Below are 14,680 nucleotides of genomic sequence, written 5' to 3'. Positions count from 1 at the left end.
GACGGCCTGCGTGAGACATGACAGGCATGAGGGCCTGTCGCCGCAGCCACCGACGGACCCATGACCACCTCACACACGACGGCCACCGCCGCAACAGCCGCCCGATGGACCTACGACCACCGTCGCCACACGACACACACGACGGCCACCGCCGCCGCAGCCACCTGACGGGGCCAATCGCCACCACCGCCACACCACGGACCCGACCATCCTGCACACATAACGCTGGCTTATACCCACCCAAGGAACGGCCATCTTCTGCGCATAGCTCAGCGGGGTGATGGTTGCTGTCATGGGCAGCATCCGGACAACGCCGCGCGCGATCGACTCACCGGTACCCGGTCTGACCGTGGTCGCCGGCGGTGTCACGGTCGCGATGTTCGCCGCCTGGGTGCTGCCCTCTGTCAGCGCGTTGACCGTGGCGGTCCTGCTGGGTGCCGTCGTGGCCAACGTCGTGCGGCTGCCCGCGTCGTTCGCGCCGGGTTTCCAGCTCGCCGGACGGCGGCTGCTGCGCGCCGGCATCGTGCTGCTCGGGCTGAAGCTGGTGATCAGGGACGTGCTGGCGCTCGGGTACGAGGTGCTGGCGCTCGCGGTCGTCGCCGTGGTGGTGACGTTCGTCGTGACCCGCTGGCTCGGCCGGGTGCTCGGGGTCGGCGAAGGGCTGTCGTTGCTGATCGCGACCGGGTTCTCGATCTGCGGCGCGTCGGCCGTCGCCGCGATGAACGGGGTGCGTGAGCAGGACGAGGAGGACGTCGCCAGGGCGCTCGGCCTCGTGACGCTGTTCGGCACCGTGGCGATGTTCGGCCTGCCCGCGTTGCACCCGCTCACCGGACTGTCGCCCGCCGGGTACGGCGTGTGGGCGGGCGGCAGCGTCCACGAGGTCGCGCAGGTGGTCGGCGCCGCGGGGCCGGTCGCCGGTGCGCTCGCCATCGCGGTCGCGGTGAAGCTGACCAGGGTCGTGCTGCTGGCTCCGATGCTCGCCGCGGTGAGCATCGCCGAACGCCGCAGGTTCACGGGTACACGGCCGCCGATCGTGCCGTTGTTCGTCGTCGGGTTCCTCGTCGCGGCCGCCGTGCGCGCCACCGGGCTGGTGCCGGACGTGGTGCTGTCGTTCGCGACGTTCGTGGACAACCTGCTGCTGGCCGCCGGCATGTTCGCCCTGGGCACGGCCGTGCGCCTGCGTTCCCTCGTCCGCTCCGGTCTTCCCGCGCTGGTGCTGGGCCTGCTCTCCACGGTCCTGATCGCCGCGGTCGCGCTGACGGGCGCTCTTCTGATCACGTGACCCAGCGAAGGAGTCACCGCCATGCCTCGTTTGCTCTCCCCCACCGCCGCTCTTCTGGTCGGCGACATCCGCGCCGCCGTGACCGCCGGTGGTGACGACACCGCCGTCGCCGCACGGGTCGCCAGGGCCCTGACCGGTCATCTCACCGACCAGGACCTGCTGGACCCCGCGCACCGCGAACCGGACCCGGACCACTACCGCCAGCACCTGCTGCACGTGGAGCCCGACGGCAGCTTCTCGGTCGTCGCCCTGGTCTGGTTGCCCGGTCAGGAAACGTGCATCCACGACCACGTGTCGTGGTGTGTGGTCGGCACGTACGTCGGTGAAGAAGAAGAGACCACCTATCGGCTGGTGGGCGACCGGCTGATCCCGTTGCAGGTGAACCGGACGCCGCAGGGGGTGGCGTCGTACCTGGTGCCGCCGGGCGACATCCACAAGGTCTGCAACCACTCGGACTCGGTGGCGATCTCGATCCACGTCTACGGCGCCGACATCGGCGTGCTCGGCACCAGCATCCGGCGCAGGTACGACCTTCCGGTCGTGCCGAGGCCGCGTGACGAGAGCCATTGAGACCAACATCGGCCAGGTGGCTAACCAAGGTCCACGCCTGGAGCGATAGCAGGGACGTGGAACCCGATCTGTGGTCGGCGGCTGCCGCGGCCCTCGACGAGCACGAGCACGACCAGGTACTGGCACGGCTGGCGGGCACCGTCGTGCAGCCGGGCCAGACCGAGCGCCTCGCCCGCGGCGAGCGCGACGTGGTGTTCCTGCTGCCCGACCGGCTCGTGCTGGTGCGGCCAGAGCCGTTCTGGACCGGGTCCTACCAGCGCAAACAGGTCGTCCGCATCATGTTCGTCGCGGGGCACGTCCAGTTCGACCTCCTCGGCGGCGACAGCCTCGAGTTCTGGATCGACACCGCGCTGAGCGAGCCGGAGCCGTTCGTGGAGCAGGCCCAGAACTGGCTCGCGCCGCGCAAGAGCTCGTCGGGCGGTGCGATCGTCGCGTTCGGCCTCGCGATCATCGTGGCGCTGCTGTTCGTCGCCGGGCCGGTGGACCTGATGCCGGAGGACGGCCGGCTCACGGTCCGGTCGACCTGCAGCGATTTCCTGCGGGTCGGCCTCGACGAACAGGTGGAGCTGCTGAGACGGCTCTTCGGGGAAGCCGGCCGGGAGGACGAGGCGGACAAGCAGGCCACCCTCGACGCGTCCCGCAAGCACTGCGGCGAGCACGGCGGCGCCACGCTGGACTCGCTCGTCACCGGGAAATGACGCCCCGCTCGATCGCGGCGGTCGCGAACTCGACGAGGTGCGCGGGCTTCACCCGGTTCGACCGCGCGCCCTGCAGCAGCAGGTCGTCCGCGAGCCCGATCAGCGAGTCCCACACCCAGTGCGGCAGCGCCGGGTCGTCGATCAGCGTCTGGCCGCTGGCCGCCGCGGTCTCGGTCAGCGCCTTCGCGAGCGCCTTGATCGTCTTGCGGTAGTCCTGCGCGGACCCGGCGACCTCCTTGCCCCTGCGGCCGCCGGAGAGCACCTTCGCCTCCCACTGCGCGGCCGACCGCCCGAACCGCCGCCACAGCTCGGTGACCTGGGGCTCGATCTCGCGCAGCACCCCCGCGATGCCGAGGCTGCGGTCGACCTGCGCGAGCGTGCGCTGCAGCTCGTCCAGGCGGCGTTCCATCAGCGCCGCGAACACGTCCTCCTTGCCGGAGAAGTACTGGTACACGGTGCCGGAGCTGACGCCGGCCCCCACCGCGATCGCGCGCATGGTCAGGCCCGCGTAGCCGCTCTGTTCGAGGATCAGCTCGGCTGACGACAGGATGTCCCGCCGCCTGCCCTCCGCGTCACCCCACGCCGTTTGCTCGGTGCTCACACCGGGATCCTACTTTGAACAACGTTCAAAAGCATATTGAACGTTGTTCGGTTTGGTTGCTACCGTCGGTGCGTGGACCACCTCGACCGGCTCGAAGCCGACAGCATCGACATCTTCCGCGAGGCGGTCGCGGAGAGCGAGCGACCGGTGCTGCTGTACTCGATCGGCAAGGACAGCTCGGTGCTGCTCCACTTGGCGCGCAAGGCTTTTCACCCGTCGAAGCCGCCGTTCCCGTTGCTGCACGTGGACACCACGTGGAAGTTCCGCGAGATGATCGAGTTTCGCGACCGGACCGCGGCCGAGCTCGGGCTGGAGCTGATCGTGCACCGCAACCCGGAGTGCGTGGCGCTCGGCATCAACCCGTTCGACCACGGTTCCGCGCGGCACACGGACATGTGGAAGACCCAGGGGCTGCGGCAGGCGCTCGACGAGCACCGGTTCGACCTCGCGTTCGGCGGGGCGCGGCGGGACGAGGAAGCCTCTCGGGCCAAGGAAAGGGTGTTCTCGTTCCGGACCGCGCAGCACCGGTGGGATCCGAAGAACCAGCGGCCGGAGCTGTGGCGGCTCTACAACACGCGGGTCGCGCCCGGCGAGAGCATCAGGGTGTTCCCGCTGTCCAACTGGACCGAGCTGGACGTGTGGCGCTACGTCGAGCGCGAGGGGATTCCCGTTGTCCCGCTGTACTTCGCGGCCTGGCGGCCGGTCGTCGACCGCGACGGCCTGCTGATCATGGTGGACGACGACCGGATGCCGCTCACCGAGTCACCGCGGCACGAGCTCGTCCGGTTCCGCACGCTGGGCTGCTATCCGCTGACCGGCGCGGTGCGCAGCGAGGCGCGGACGGTGCCCGAGATCGTCGAGGAGATGCGCGCCGCCACCACCTCCGAGCGGCAGGGGCGGCTGATCGACCACGACCAGAGCGGCTCGATGGAGCGCAAGAAGCGGGAGGGCTACTTCTGATGGAGCTTCTGCGGTTCATCACCTGCGGCAGCGTCGACGACGGCAAGAGCACGCTGATCGGACGGCTGCTGTACGAGTCGAAACTGCTGTACGCGGACCATCTCGCCGCCCTCGAAGCCGATTCGCGGCGGGTCGGGACGCGTGGCGGCGAGCTGGATTTCGCACTGCTGGTGGACGGGCTCGCGGCAGAACGCGAGCAGGGCATCACGATCGACGTCGCCTACCGGTTCTTCGCCACGGAGGCGCGGCGGTTCATCGTCGCGGACACACCGGGGCACGAGCAGTACACCCGCAACATGGTCACCGGGGCGTCCACCGCTGATGCGGCGGTGATCCTGCTCGACGCGCGCAAGGGTGTGCTCAGCCAGACACGCCGGCACGCGCGCATCGTGTCGTTGCTCGGCATCCGGCACGTCGCGCTGGCCGTGAACAAGCTGGATCTCCTGGGCTACTCGCGGGAGTCCTTCGAGAAGGTGTGCTTCGAGTTCACGGAGTTCGCCGCCGACCTGGGCTTCGCCGAGATCACCTGCGTGCCGATGTCGGCGACCGAGGGCGTCAACGTGGTCGGCCACAGCGAGCTGACGCCGTGGTACGACGGGAAAACGCTGCTCCAGTGGCTGGAGACGGTCGTCGTCGACACCGAGGAGAACGGCCCGTCCCGGTTCCTCGTGCAGTGGGTCAACCGGCCGGACGCGACGTTCCGCGGCTTCTCCGGACGGGTGCTGCGCGGAACCCTGCGCCGGGGTGACGAGGTCAGGGTGTTGCCGGGAGAACGCACATCCACTGTGGATCGGATAGTCACGATGGACGGCGATCTCCTCGAAGCACCAACAGGATCGTCGGTCACAGTGGTGCTCACCGACGACGTGGACGCGAGTCGTGGTGACGTGCTGGCGTTCGCGGCCGATCCAGCGGGTGTGGCCGACGCGTTCCAGGCGCACCTGGTGTGGCTGAACGAGAACGGCCTGCTGCCCGGCAGGCAGTACCTGGCCAAGATCGGCGCGCGGACCGTCGGGTTCACCGCCACTAAGGCGTTGCAGCTCAACGAGATCGGCGTCGACAGCGTGCACTTCGACACGCCCGTGCCGTTCGAGAGCTACCGCACCAACGCGACCTCGGCTCGTTCGTGGTGCTCGACCGGCTGACGAACGCCACGGTCGGCGCGGGGATGATCGACTGCGCGCTGCGGTCGGCGAACCTGCGCTGGCAGACGCTGACCGTGGACAAGCAGGCGCGGATCGCGCGCAACGGGCACCGGCCGTGCGTGGTGTGGCTGACCGGGTTGTCCGGCGCGGGCAAGTCCACGATCGCCGACCTGGTCGAGAAGGCCCTGCACGCCGACGGCAGGCACACGTTCCTGCTGGACGGCGACAACGTGCGGCACGGGCTGAACTCCGACCTCGGGTTCAGCGACGCCGACCGCGTCGAGAACATCCGGCGCATCGCCGAGGTGGCCGCGCTGATGGTCGACGCTGGGCTGATCGTGCTGGTCTCGTTCATCTCGCCGTTCCGGGCCGAGCGGGCGCTCGCCAGAGAGCTGGTCGCCGAGAACGAGTTCTGCGAGGTCTTCGTGGACACACCGCTGGAGGTGGCAGAGCAGCGCGACCCCAAAGGCCTCTACGCACGGGCCCGGCGGGGCGAGCTGCCGAACTTCACCGGCATCGACTCCCCCTACGAACCACCGGAGAACCCCGAGATCAGGCTCGACACGACGGCGCTGAGCCCCGAGCAGGCAGCCGAGGCCGTGGTGGCAGGGCTGCGCACGCTCGGGGTCTGTTGAACGTTGTCCAGAATCGGGTATGTTCAGCTAGAACACGTTCTAAATTCGGGAGGGTTCCGTGCCGGATCAGGCGTGGTCGCAGTTCTGCCGGGCGCTGGAGAAGGCCGGTGAGGTGATCGAGTCGGGACCCGGCACCCCGCTCGACCGCGCGGAGGGGTACCGCTACCTCGCCCGGCTGACCCGCGAGATGCTGTACTCCTGCCTGGACAACGCCGATCCCGACTTCCCGCGCTTCCACCAGCTCGACCTGGTGAAGATCGGCGCGGACAACCCGGACAACGTCTACCTGTCGGCGAACATCCGGGGCGACAGGACCTACCGGATCACCGGGACGCGCGGCAGCATCGCGTACTTCAGCATCGGCTCCAAGGCCAACCGGTACGCCAAGGACGGCACGATGGCGTCGACCGGTGAGCTGTCCGACTCCGATCTGGTGATCGCGCCGGACGGCACGGTGGAGATCATCGCGAGCGCGGAACGCCAAGGCACGAACTGGCTCCCGCTCGCCCCGGATTCCACGGGTCTCGTGGTGCGCCAGACGTATCTCGACCGCACGACGGAAGTGCCGGGCGACTGGCACATCGAGCAGATCGGCGGGCCCGCCGAACCCGCCGGACTCACCCCGGAGTTCCTGGCGAAGGCACTGCAACGGGCGGCGATGTCGGTGCACGGCACCGCGGCGACGTTCGCGCACTGGACGCGGACGTTCATGGCGCGCCCCAACGAGCTCCCCGACTTCGGCCAGGAGATGTTCCAGCGCGCGGGCGGCGATCCGGAGATCTTCTACCTGCACGGGTACTGGACGTTGCGACCAGGCGAGGCGTGGGTGATCGAGACCGACGTGCCGGACTGCCCGTACTGGAACTTCCAGCTCGACAACTGGTGGATGGAGTCGCTCGACCATCACCGCAGGATCACCGTGAACAAGCACACCGCCGTCCTGGACGCCGACGGCCGGCTCACGATCGTGGTGGCGGAACGGGATCCGGGTGCCGCGAACTGGATCGACACGTGCGGGCACAGCTCCGGCACCGCGTTGCTGCGCTGGCTCGGCGCGGCCGAGCACCCGATCCCCAAGTGCCGCGTGGTTTCCCTGGAGGAGCTTCGATGACGGTGACGACCGCGCTGAACGTCCCGGAACTCATGGCGAAGGCCTGTGCGAAGACGGGGCTCTCCGACTTCGGCGACGACTGGTTCCGCGAACCGCTGGACGTGCTCGTGACGAGCCTCAACACGGAGGCCGCGCTGTCACCGCTGGGCTTCGAGCTGACCAGGCACCGGCTGACCGCGTTGCTCGCGGACCGGCTGCGGCTCCGCGCGCTGCAACGGCAGCACCCGGCGGTGCTGGAGCAGGAAGTGCGCGTGGCGGCCGAGATCTGCGGTCTGCCCCGCACCGGCTCGACGCTGCTGCACCGGCTGCTGTCCGCGTCACCGCAGGTCACCTCGACGCTGTCGTGGGAGGTCGCGTACCCGATCCCGTTCCCCGGCGAGGGACCGGACGCGGCGGTGCGCAAACGCCGCGCCCAGGAACGCATGGAGATGTTCGCGCAGCTCTCCCCCGACTTCGGCGACCTGCACACGGTCGTGTGGGACGGGCCGGAGGAGGACGTGCTCCTGCTCGACCGGACGTTCGTGTCGATGAGCTACGACTCGTTCTACTGGGTGCCGTCGTACGGCGACTGGCTGCGCTCCGCCGACCAGTCGAAGGCCTACGCCGAGCTGCGCGAGTGGCTGCAGGTGCTGCAGTGGCAGAACCCCGGCCGCGACCGGCCATGGGTGCTCAAGTCACCGCACCACCTCACCGCGGTCGGCACGGTGTTCGACACCTTCCCGAGCTGCAAGATCGTGATGACGCACCGCTCGCCGGTCAACGCCGTGCCGTCGTACGCCTCGATGGTCCGCGCGATGTCGTCGCAGTACAGCGAAAGCGTCGATCCGGTCCGCATCGGACGGTACTGGTCGCGCCGGTTCGCCAAGACGCTGCAGGACTTCGCTTCCGCCCGCGAGGCGCACCCCGGCCGGTTCGTCGACGTGCGGTTCGCCGACACGGTCAGCAAACCCGTGGAGGTCGCCCGTCAGGTGCTCGACGCGCTGGGCCTGCCCGCCGGTCCCGCCGACGACGCCGCGTTCGAGGCCTACCTGGCGCAGAACCGCACCGAACGGCACGGCTCGCATTCCTACACGCCGGCGGACTTCGGGCTGTCCGAGGACCAGCTGCGCCGCGACTTCGCCTTCTACTCGGAGGTCTACCTGTGATGCTGCAAGACGAGGTCGTGGTGATCACCGGCGTCGGTCCTGGCCTGGGCTCGAAGCTCGCCGTCCGCGCCGCCGCCGAGGGCGCGAAGGTCGTGATGGCCGCCCGCTCCGCCGACGTGATGAAGCAGGTGGAGAAGGACATCGCGGCGGCCGGTGGCGAGGCCGTCGGTGTGCAGTGCGACGTGCGCAGGCCCGAGGAGGTCGCGAACCTGGTGTCGACCGCGGCCGACAGGTTCGGAAAGATCACCGGCCTGGTCAACTCGGCGTTCGGCCACCCCGGCTTCTTCGACCTGCTGGAGACGCCCGAGAAGGCGATCCGCCGGTCGATGGACATCATCCTGTTCGGCGCCTTGAACGTGACCCGCGAGGTCGTGCCGCACATGAAGGCCGCAGGGCGTGGCTCGATCGTCAACATCGGCACCATGGCGACCCGCAAGCCGATGCGCGGCGAGGCCGGGTACGCGGTGGCGAAGGCCGCGATGGCCACGGCGACCCAGTTCCTCGCGCTGGAGCTCGGTGAGCACGGCATCCGCGTGAACCAGGCGATCATGGGCTGGCTGGACGGACCGGGTGTGCGGTTCTACCTCAAGTTCACGGCGGACTCGCGCGGGGTGAGCGAGCAGGACGTCTACGACGAGATCGCGGCACGCAACCCGCTCGGCCGCATCCCGACGGACGAAGCGTGCGCCGGTGCGGTGCTGTTCCTGTTGTCCCGCTTGGCTTCCGAGGTCACGGGCGCGGTGCTGGACGTCAACGGTGGGGAGTACATGCCGGCATGAGCTTTTTCATCGAGTCCGTGACCGTGGAGATCGACGCGCCCGCGGAGGTCGTCTGGAGTGTGCTGATCGACTACGCCAACTATCCACAGTGGAATCCGTACACCCTGGCCGTCGACACGAAGCTGGCCGTCGACTCGCCGATCGACCTCACGCTGCCCAAGCCGGACGGCAGCGAGGGCACGTGGGTCAGCCGCGAGTACATCCGCGTCGTCGACGCGCCTCGGCTCCTGCGCTACGACACCGGTGACACGTTCCCGGGGCTGCTCGGCACGCGGGACCAGGTGATCACGCCGCTCGGCCCGCAGCGGTGCAGCTACCGCACGTTCGAGACGTTCACCGGCAAGTACGCCGAGGCCGTGTTCACCGCCCAGGGCGAGTACGTGAAGAAGGGATTCGATTCCGTCGCACACGCCCTGCGCGACCGCGTTCGCGTCATCCGGACGGGTCAGTCGGCACTGTGATCCTTGGGACTGCCGCCGGACCGCTTGGTCATGACCCGTTCGACGGCCTTGCCACCGAAGTAGAACCCGAGCATCACCAGCATGAACGTGTTGAAGCTGTCGTAGACGTGCCGGCCGAAGCCGTTCTGGTCGTTCATCATCGTGACGAACTCGGTGTTGAAGGTGGCCGAGACGAAACCGAGGTACAGCACGGTGAACGCGCCCATCACCGCGGTTCTGATGTCCCGGTGGTCGGTGAAGAGGACGATGAACGTGCACAGGCTGGTGGCGGGCAACGCGACCGCGAGTCCGGCGACCCCGATGTTCGCGCCGAAGAACCAGAACGACGACGCCACACCCGCCACGAGCAGCGCCAGGTTGACCACGACCAGCAGAAGCGCCGCGTGTGTCCGGAAACCGCCTTGTTCGTCCCTGGAGGAGAAGACGTCCCCGGCGACAGCAGATCCGTTCATGTCGATCACCCCGCGAGCCGGCGGACGGAGGACTGGACGTCCAGGAACTCCTGGGCTGCCCGCCGCCCGTTGTCGAACAGCTTCTCCTGCTCGGCGCGGGAGATGCCGAAGTCGGTGGCCGAGATGCTCATCGTGTCCACGAACATCGTCCGGCGGCCGACGCCCTCGCTGTCGAGCCGGTGCCGGTTCCAGTCACCGGTCAGCGTCCGCAGGCAGTTGACGGCGATGCCCGGCACCGTGCGGACGGGGAGGTCCTGACCGGGCACCGGGCGGCCGGAGAGCTTGACGCCCCAGGTGGGCCACCTGGCGGCCTCGCCGTCGGTGCGGTCGAACACGGTGATCGGGAAGTTGGCGAGCAGGCCCCCGTCGACCCACGTGCAGGTTCCTCGCCGGGTCGCGACGTGGACCGGCCGGAAGTAGAACGGGATCGCCATCGACGCGCGCACCGCGTCCACGACGCTCTGGTCGTCCGCGTTCAGGTCGTACAACGCGTAATCCCAAGGCAGGCGCACGAGTGCACGGCGTGAGAGGTCGCTCGCGTGCACCACGAGCGAGTACTTCTGGTGGTCCTGCAGCGAACCGCCCTCGTCGGGGCAGCGGAGATCGGCGAACCTGTGCACGCCGGCGTCCGCGAGCAACGGCGTCAACCACTCCACGAGGTAGTCACCGCCGTGTGATCCGCCGTGCACGAAGGCGGACAGTGCGTCGCCCACCACGCCGGTCGCCCGCTGCGGCCAGGGCTCGTCCGCGAACCGGCGGTAGTCGACCTCGCGCATGACGTCGGCGAGCTCCGCCAGGTTCTTCCCCTCTTTCTGGTACGCGGCAACCAAAGCCGCCACAATCGCGCCGGCGCTCGTCCCGGCGATTCGCTGGAACCGATATCCCGCATCGGCCAGCACCAGCACCGCGCCCAGCAGCGCGATGCCCTTCACTCCCCCGCCTTCCAGCACGAGGTCCACCGACTTCTCACTCAACGCGACCGCCCCTCCCCGAATGCGAAATGCGTTCACCGGCAGAGAGGTGTGCGAAGCGACCTTTGATACGCCGGCACCAGCGCGGTAACCGTCCGTGACCTGGCTGCGGCAGCGATAGGCCGAACGGGTTCCACGCGGAAAATCTTGATTGGCGTCGAAATGACTGCCCTCGGCGCCGCGATATCTTGGTTGGCACCTGTTGGGCGGGGCGAGGTAGTGCGATGACCATGCCGGATGCACCGATGGCGTTCCGCCTGCTCGGCGACGTCGAGGTGAGCGTCGGCGGTCAGCGGCTGGAAATCGGTCCCCCGCAACAACGAACGGTGCTCGCCTGCCTCGCGATCGAAGCCTGCCGGCCGGTCTCCCTGCAGACCCTCGGTGACCGGTTGTGGGGCCAGGACCAGCCAGGTGGCGCACGCGCGTCGCTGCACGCCCACCTGACCCGGATCCGTCAGATCCTCGCCGCGGGAGCGACCGCCGCGGGCGCCGACGTGCGCCTGGAGCGGCGGACGGGCGGGTACGTGCTCGAGGTCGACCGCGACTGGGTGGATCTGCACCGCTTCCGCAGGCTCGCCCGCGCTCCCTGCGCCACCGACGCCGAACGGGTGACGTCGCTGCGATCCGCACTCGACCTGTGGCGAGGCCGGCCTCTCGCCGGAACGTCGGGCAGCTGGGCGGTGCGGATCAGCGACACGCTCGTGAAGGAACACCTCGACGCGGTCACGCTGTGGGCCGACGCGCTGACGCACCTCGGCCGCGCGGGCGAGGTCATCGGGCCGGTGCGCGAGGTCGTGACGGAGCATCCGCTGGCGGAGCCGCTGGTAGCCGTCCTGATGCGGGCACTCGCGCTGTGCGGCCGCGACGCCGAGGCGCTCGAGCTGTTCACGTCGGCGCGGCTGCGGCTGGCCGACGAGCTCGGCATCGATCCCGGCCCGGAACTGCGCACGGTGCACGAGGCACTGCTTCGCGGCGAGATCAGGCACACGGCCGAGACCCCCGAGCAGAACCCGGTGGTGGAGGTTCCCCCGCAGCCGGCCCGCCGGGTCCCCGCGCAGCTGCCGGCCGACGTGTACGCCTTCACCGGCCGCGAGCACGAACTGTCCACGTTGGACAAGATGCTGGTCGAGGCCGATGGCACGTCGACCGCCGTCGTCGTCTCCGCCGTCTCGGGCACCGCGGGCGTCGGCAAGACCTCCCTGGTCCTGCGGTGGGCGCACCGGGTGCGGGACAGGTTCCCGGACGGCCAGCTCTACGTCGACCTCCGCGGCTACGACGCCGAGCGCCCGCTGACCGCCGCGGACGCGCTCACCCGGTTCCTCTCCGCGCTCGGCCTGGGCGGCAGGGACATCCCGCTGGACGTCGAGGACCGCGCCGCCCGGTACCGCACGGAGCTCAGCGGGCAGCGGATGCTCATCCTGCTGGACAACGCGGCCACCGTGGACCAGGTCCGCCAGCTGCTGCCCGGCACCCCCGGCTGCCTCGTCCTGGTGACGAGCAGGGACTCGCTGGCCGGCCTCGTCGCCCGGCACGGGGCGCGGCGGCTGGACCTGGACCTGCTGCCGCTGCCGGACGCCGTGCAGCTGCTCGGCAGGCTGATCGGGCAGCGGGTGACCGCCGAGCCGGACGCCGCCCGGACGCTGGCCGAGGAGTGTGCCCGGCTCCCGCTCGCGCTGCGCGTCGCGGCGGAACTCGCGGCCGCGCGGCCGTCGACCCCGTTGTCCGTCCTGGTCGAGGAGCTGGCGGACCAGCAGATGCGCCTGGACCTCCTGGACGCCGACCTCGATCCGCGCACCGCTGTGCGCGCGGTGTTCTCCTGGTCGTACCAGAACCTCGCGCAGGACGCGGCCGCGATGTTCCGCCTCCTCGGTCTGCATCCCGGACAGGACTTCGACGCGCACGCGGTCGCCGCACTCGGCGGCATCGGCCTGCAGCAGGCGCGACAGCTCCTCGACCGCCTCGCCCGCGTCCACCTCGTCCAGGCGCAGCGCCACAACCGCTACGGGATGCACGACCTCCTGCGCGCCTACGCGGGCGACCTGGCCGGTGCCCTGGACCCGGCGTCCGACCGGCGTGCGGCGATCACCCGGTTGTTCGACTTCTACCTGTCGACCGCGGCGGCGGCGATGGACACCCTCCATCCCGCCGAGCGGCATCGGCGGCCGCAGGTCGAGGTGCTGCCGACGCCCGCTCCCGTGTTCGCCACCACCAAGTCCGCACAGGACTGGCTGAACGACGAGCGGGCGAACCTCGTCGCGGTGTGCGTGCACGCCGAAGCGCACGAGTGGCCCGCGCACGCGGTCAACATGGCGAACACCCTCTTCCGGTACTTCGACGCCAGTGGCCTCAACACCGAGGCCTTCAAGATCCACAGCCTGGGCCGGCAGGCCGCCGTGCGGATCGGCGACCACGGCGGCGAGGCACGGGCACTGGTCAACCTCGGTCTCGTGTACTGGCACCAGGGTCTGCTCGATCAGGCGGAGGAACACCTGCGCCTCGCGCTGGGCCGCTACGCCGACGTGCACGACGACATCGGGCGGGCGTGCGCACACAAGAACCTCGGTGTCGTGCTCTGGCGCAGAGGTGATCTCGAGGAGGCGACAGGGCACCTCACCGACGCGCTCGTCATCTACCGGCGCCTCGACGACGTGCTGGGACAGGCGGAGGCGCTCGGCAACCTCGGCCTGGTGCACCAGAGCCTCGACCAGCTCGACCTGGCACTGGCACACCACCGGCAGGCCCTCGACCTCTTCGAGGGGATCGGGTACCGCGTCGGCGAGGCCTACGCGTTGAACGACCTCGGCATCGTGCACCTGCGCTCGGGCCAGCCCGCCGAAGCCGTCGAGAAGCTCGGCCGCGCCCTCGACCACTTCCGGCGCATCGGGGAGCGGGCCGGCGAGACCGAGGCGCTCAACGGTCTCGGACAGGCCCTGTGCGCCGCGGGCCTGCTCGACGACGCGGAGGCGCGGCACACGGAGGCGCTCGCCGTGGCGGGCACGATCGACGACCGGTTCGAGCAGGCCCGCGCCCACGCCGGTCTCGCCGCGGTCAGGGAGGCGGTCGGTGACCTCGAACGCGCCCGCGCCCACCGGGAGACGGCGCTGGCCGGGTACACCAGCCTCGGCGTACCGGAAGCGGACGCCGTGCGCGCCCTGCTGGCGCGGGCGGACGAGCCCGAGGATCAGAAGGTCGGCTGGTAGGTGCTCCACACCGGTGCCTGGCGCAACCGCAGCAGAATCCGCTGCCTGGTCGGCCCGATGGAACCGGTGGCGATGCCGAGCATCTCGCTGATCCTCGCGTAGGGCGTCGGCGGGTCGGAGAAGAGCAGCGAGAGCAACCGGCGGTCCTGCTCGGTCAGTCCCTCGGTGGCCTGTCGCAACAGGACTCGCTGCTCCTCCGCGAGCATCTCCTCGTCGGCGGGCGCCTCCGCCGGGTGCGCGACGGTCTCGTCGTCGAGCGGGGTGTCGTGCTTGTTCTCCTTCAACAGCAGCAGGCACTGCCGCCGGGTGGTCGTCCGCAGCCACGCGGCCAGCGCCGCCGGTTCCCGGATGCGCGAGATGCCGAGCAGCAGCCGCATCCACACCCGGCTGCTCACGTCGTCGGAGTCCGCCCCGGTCAGGCCGTGTTCACGGCAGACCGCCCGCACGAGCGGGGTGTACGACCGCACGATGTGCCTCCAGGCGATTTCGTCGCCCTGCACCGCTTCGCTGACAAGATTGCTGATGGACTTCGCTTCGCGCATGGCTTTCACCCTCAGACGGAATATCTGCCTCTCGCCGATCACCAGTCCGTCAAGGGTTGTGCGCGCGTCCTGCAATTCTCTTGTCGCGGCCTTGCCGTCACATTGTTCTGCGCTGCGTGACGGCGACG

At 69.7% G+C, this 14,680-nt stretch carries 15 protein-coding genes; 11 read left to right on the top strand and 4 right to left on the bottom strand.

Going from position 1 to position 14,680, the window contains the following annotated elements:
• The first annotated feature begins 292 nt into the window (after positions 1-292).
• From IEZ09_RS13105 to IEZ09_RS13095, 3 genes are read left to right on the top strand one after another with little or no spacing between them, the layout of a single operon-like run.
• Positions 293-1,282 (top strand): YeiH family protein, encoded by a 990-nt coding sequence (locus IEZ09_RS13105; RefSeq protein WP_229812507.1) that lies wholly within the window; start codon positions 293-295, stop codon positions 1,280-1,282.
• Positions 1,283-1,303: 21 nt separating this feature from the next.
• Positions 1,304-1,852, top strand: a complete 549-nt coding sequence (locus IEZ09_RS13100) for a cysteine dioxygenase family protein (protein ID WP_189253919.1) — start codon at positions 1,304-1,306, stop codon at positions 1,850-1,852.
• Positions 1,853-1,908: 56 nt separating this feature from the next.
• On the top strand, positions 1,909-2,550 hold the full coding sequence (locus IEZ09_RS13095) for a hypothetical protein (protein ID WP_189253918.1): 642 nt from the start codon (positions 1,909-1,911) through the stop codon (positions 2,548-2,550).
• On the opposite strand, the gene IEZ09_RS13090 is transcribed toward IEZ09_RS13095, so the two are convergent.
• On the bottom strand, positions 2,537-3,151 hold the full coding sequence (locus IEZ09_RS13090; RefSeq protein WP_189253917.1) for a TetR/AcrR family transcriptional regulator: 615 nt from the start codon (positions 3,149-3,151) through the stop codon (positions 2,537-2,539). The genes IEZ09_RS13095 and IEZ09_RS13090 overlap by 14 nt on opposite strands.
• A 72-nt stretch (positions 3,152-3,223) precedes the next feature.
• Here IEZ09_RS13090 and cysD point away from each other — a divergent pair, with 72 nt between their 5' ends.
• The 7 genes from cysD to IEZ09_RS13060 are packed head-to-tail and all read left to right on the top strand — an operon-like array spanning position 3,224 to position 9,387.
• Positions 3,224-4,111 (top strand): sulfate adenylyltransferase subunit CysD, encoded by an 888-nt coding sequence (cysD, locus tag IEZ09_RS13085; protein ID WP_189253916.1) that lies wholly within the window; start codon positions 3,224-3,226, stop codon positions 4,109-4,111.
• On the top strand, positions 4,111-5,256 hold the full coding sequence (locus IEZ09_RS46380) for a sulfate adenylyltransferase subunit 1 (RefSeq protein ID WP_229812505.1): 1,146 nt from the start codon (positions 4,111-4,113) through the stop codon (positions 5,254-5,256). Before cysD ends, IEZ09_RS46380 begins: the two co-directional genes overlap by 1 nt.
• Complete coding sequence (gene cysC, locus IEZ09_RS46375) at positions 5,241-5,891, top strand: adenylyl-sulfate kinase (protein ID WP_253730367.1); 651 nt, start codon at positions 5,241-5,243, stop codon at positions 5,889-5,891. The genes IEZ09_RS46380 and cysC overlap by 16 nt, the downstream gene beginning before the upstream one ends.
• A 58-nt stretch (positions 5,892-5,949) precedes the next feature.
• Entirely contained in the window at positions 5,950-7,002 is a 1,053-nt protein-coding gene (locus IEZ09_RS13075; protein ID WP_229812504.1) for a DUF1214 domain-containing protein, read from the top strand.
• Positions 6,999-8,147 carry a sulfotransferase family protein gene (locus IEZ09_RS13070; RefSeq protein WP_189253915.1) on the top strand — a complete coding sequence of 383 codons (1,149 nt, stop codon included), beginning with the start codon at positions 6,999-7,001 and terminating at the stop codon, positions 8,145-8,147. Before IEZ09_RS13075 ends, IEZ09_RS13070 begins: the two co-directional genes overlap by 4 nt.
• A complete protein-coding gene (locus IEZ09_RS13065; RefSeq protein WP_189253914.1) occupies positions 8,147-8,926 on the top strand; it encodes an SDR family oxidoreductase in 780 nt (259 codons plus the stop codon). Before IEZ09_RS13070 ends, IEZ09_RS13065 begins: the two co-directional genes overlap by 1 nt.
• Entirely contained in the window at positions 8,923-9,387 is a 465-nt protein-coding gene (locus IEZ09_RS13060; RefSeq protein ID WP_189253913.1) for an SRPBCC domain-containing protein, read from the top strand. Before IEZ09_RS13065 ends, IEZ09_RS13060 begins: the two co-directional genes overlap by 4 nt.
• Here the strand turns inward: IEZ09_RS13060 and IEZ09_RS13055 are convergent.
• Both IEZ09_RS13055 and IEZ09_RS13050 read right to left on the bottom strand, forming a co-directional pair.
• A complete protein-coding gene (locus tag IEZ09_RS13055; protein ID WP_189253912.1) occupies positions 9,372-9,839 on the bottom strand; it encodes a hypothetical protein in 468 nt (155 codons plus the stop codon). The genes IEZ09_RS13060 and IEZ09_RS13055 overlap by 16 nt on opposite strands.
• A 5-nt stretch (positions 9,840-9,844) precedes the next feature.
• Positions 9,845-10,813: a patatin-like phospholipase family protein gene (locus tag IEZ09_RS13050; RefSeq protein ID WP_229812503.1), complete on the bottom strand. Its 969-nt coding sequence runs from the start codon at positions 10,811-10,813 to the stop codon at positions 9,845-9,847.
• 221 nt (positions 10,814-11,034) lie between these two features.
• On the opposite strand from IEZ09_RS13050, the gene IEZ09_RS13045 reads away from it, so the two are divergent.
• Positions 11,035-14,010 (top strand): AfsR/SARP family transcriptional regulator, encoded by a 2,976-nt coding sequence (locus IEZ09_RS13045; protein ID WP_229812502.1) that lies wholly within the window; start codon positions 11,035-11,037, stop codon positions 14,008-14,010.
• Here the strand turns inward: IEZ09_RS13045 and IEZ09_RS13040 are convergent.
• Positions 13,992-14,552 (bottom strand): RNA polymerase sigma factor, encoded by a 561-nt coding sequence (locus IEZ09_RS13040; protein ID WP_189253911.1) that lies wholly within the window; start codon positions 14,550-14,552, stop codon positions 13,992-13,994. The two genes, IEZ09_RS13045 and IEZ09_RS13040, sit on opposite strands and share 19 nt — an antisense overlap.
• Positions 14,553-14,680 lie beyond the last annotated feature (128 nt).

The sequence above is a fragment of the Lentzea flava genome, assembly GCF_014648475.1.
Taxonomy (GTDB): Bacteria; Actinomycetota; Actinomycetes; order Mycobacteriales; family Pseudonocardiaceae; genus Lentzea; species Lentzea flava.
Note: the sequence above shows the minus strand (reverse complement) of the source record. Positions and strands in the feature narration are given on the sequence as shown.